The organism is Bacillus sp. LL01 (genome assembly GCF_001037965.1).
Map to the genome: position 1 here is coordinate 1 of NZ_LFEL01000274.1, position 3132 is coordinate 3132.

Genomic DNA, 3132 nt, shown 5'->3' on the forward strand with positions numbered 1-3132 from the left:
AAAGGATTACGAATATGTTTAAGGATACGTTAGGTGCATTGAATGGGATGGCTCTTTCAAAAAAGAAACAGCTGGATGCAAGTCGTTTTCGTTATTTGATCTCTGCCTCATTGGCTGGTGCTTATGTGGGGCTTGGGATTGTGTTGATTATGTCTGTAGGAGCGCCATTAGCTGAAATGTCGATGCCGGTGACCTCCCTTGTAATGGGGTTATCCTTTGGTATCGCTCTTACACTCGTAATCTTTGCTGGTGCGGAGTTGTTTACTGGAAATAATATGGTCTACACCGTCAGTACCTTATCTGGTTTAACGACGTGGCGTGATACGCTAACGAATTGGTTTTGGTGCTATCTCGGGAATTTCATAGGGGCTGCGGGACTTTGTCTCTTAATCTTGGCATCAGGTATTTTCTCCGGGATCGAAATGGACCATCTTTTGATGACTTCTGCTGCAGATAAGATGAGTTTAAGTACGAGTGAACTGTTCTTTCGCGGCATTTTATGTAATTGGTTAGTCTGTTTAGCGATTTGGACTGCATTACGGACAAAAAATGATGCGGCAAAATTGATTTTGATCTTTTGGATGCTGTTTGCCTTTATTGCTTCAGGCTATGAGCACAGCATTGCGAATATGACGGTGCTTGGATTGGCGCTTGTTCATCCGCATCCTGAAACCATCACGGTGGCTGGTTTTCTTCATAATTTGATCCCCGTCACGCTAGGAAACATTGTCGGAGGAGCTTTATTTGTAGGATGTCTGWATTGGTTGATTAATCCTCAAAAGGCAAACGAGAAAGTGGCAAGCAAAGTAGAGGAACAAGAAGTCGTTGTGAATGAGAAAGTAGCTTCTATTAAATAAAGAGATCATCTATTAAAAAGGAGAGATTCCACTTGCGAGAGAAACTAGTGCTAATTGGGAATGGTATGGCAGGAGTTCGAACATTAGAGGAGATTTTGAAGAAAGACCCTGAACGCTTCAGTATGACAGTATTTGGAGAAGAACCACATCCGAACTACAACCGCATTATGCTATCTTCTGTTCTTCAAGGGGATTCTACTGTCGATGACATCGTTTTAAATTCATATGAGTGGTATGCAGAGCACAATATTACGTTGCATACTGGTGACCCAATCATCAAAGTCGATACGAAAAAACAAGTCGTCTACAGTCAAAGCGGGCTAGCCTGTAACTATGATAAATTGATTTTTGCGACTGGGTCGAATCCATTTATGTTGCCATTGCCTGGTGCTGACAAGGAAGGCGTCATAGCGTTTCGTAATATAAAGGATTGCGAGACGATGATTGAAACGTCTAAAAACTATCAGAAGGCAGTCGTCATCGGTGGCGGTCTTCTGGGACTTGAAGCAGCACGTGGTCTCCTCAATTTAAACATGCATGTTGATGTGATTCATATTAGTGACTTTTTAATGGAGAGGCAGCTTGATGAACCAGCTGGGAAAATGCTACAAGAAGAGCTAGAGGCTCAAGGAATGACATTTCACCTGAAGAAAAATACAGAAAAAATTCTTGGCGAGAAGCGAGTGGAAGAGGTTCGTTTTACAGACGGAACGAGCATTGATACCGATCTTGTCGTCATGGCAGTTGGGATTAAACCGAATATTGAGCTGGGAAAAAAGAGTGGCTTAAAAACGGATCGGGCGATTGTCGTCAATGATTATATGGAGACAAGTGTTAAAAACGTGTATGCAGTCGGGGAATGTGCAGAGCATAGAGGGATCGCCTACGGATTGGTTGCTCCTCTTTATGAACAAGGGAAAGTGTTGGCGGCTCATATTTGCTCAACGGAAAAAACATCTGAGCCTGGTTATCAAGGTTCGATTGTGTATACGCAGCTAAAGGTGTCGGGTGTCGATGTGTTCTCAGCAGGCATGTTTCAAGATAATGAGAAAACAAAAGCGATTCGCGTTCATGATGAATTTGAAGGCCTGTATAAAAAAGTGGTCGTTCAAGATAACAAAGTCGTCGGTGCGGTACTTTTTGGCGATACGGGGGATTCACCTCGCTTGCTGAACATGATGAGAAGTGGGGAAGACATTTCTGAAATGAGTAAGGTGGCGATCTTACCTTCTGAAAGTGGATCAGAATCGAAAGTGAGTCCAGTTGTGGCGATGGCTGATGGGGAAACCATTTGCGGCTGTAATGGGGTCTCAAAAGGGGAGATCTGTTCGGCGATTTCAGACCAAGGATTAACGACGGTTGACCAAGTGAAGCTGTGTACGAATGCAGGACGATCTTGTGGAGGCTGTAAACCACTTGTTGCCGATTTACTAACTCTCACAACCGGTGAAGAAGTGGGTAACGCAAAAGAGGCGATGTGTGGTTGCACGGAGTATACGCATGAGGAGGTCGTGGCTGAGATTCGCGAGCTTGGCTTGTCGCATCCACGTGAAGTGATGAATGTACTTGGCTGGGAGTCAGATGAAGGCTGTTCGAAGTGTCGACCGGCGATTAATTACTATTTACAAATGGTCGACCCGATTAAAAATGCCGATGATCCGTCCTCTCGTTTCGTTAACGAGCGTGTTCATGCCAATATCAATCACAACGGTACATTTTCAGTCGTGCCTCGAATGTATGGTGGGGTCACAAACGCCGAGCAGCTTCGAAAAATTGCCGATGTCGCGGATAAGTACAGCATCCCTCTTTTGAAGGTGACTGGTGGACAACGGATTGATATGTTTGGTGTCGAAAAAGAGGATCTTCCTAAGGTATGGGATGATTTAGGGATGAGGTCAGGTTCAGCCTATGCGAAAGCACTTCGTACGGTCAAAACCTGCGTCGGGGAGCAGTTCTGTCGCTTTGGTACACAGGATTCGATTGGGCTAGGAATTGAGCTTGAGAAGAAATATGAATACATCAACACCCCTCATAAAGTGAAAATGGCAGTCTCGGCTTGTCCGCGAAATTGTGCCGAGTCGGGCATAAAGGACTTTGGTATTGTTGGTGTCGAAGGGGCATGGGAGCTGTACGTTGGTGGAAATGGTGGTGTCGATCTTCGTGGTGGTGACTTGTTCTGTAAAGTGAAAACGAAAGAAGAAATCATTGATACGATCAGCGCCTTTCTTCAATATTACCGCGAGCACGCGAGGTACTTAGAGCGGACGTCTCATTT

At 44.7% G+C, this 3132-nt stretch carries 2 protein-coding genes; both read left to right on the forward strand.

The genetic code is table 11. The annotated features are described in order from the left end of the window. The first annotated feature begins 14 nt into the window (after window positions 1–14). Window positions 15–857 carry a formate/nitrite transporter family protein gene (locus tag AB685_RS29305; RefSeq protein ID WP_047974139.1) on the forward strand — a complete coding sequence of 281 codons (843 nt, stop codon included), beginning with the start codon at window positions 15–17 and terminating at the stop codon, window positions 855–857. A gap of 65 nt (window positions 858–922) precedes the next feature. Continuing rightward, a partial coding sequence (gene nirB / locus AB685_RS29310) for a nitrite reductase large subunit NirB (protein ID WP_047974140.1) occupies window positions 923–3132 on the forward strand: 2210 nt, incomplete at its 3' end.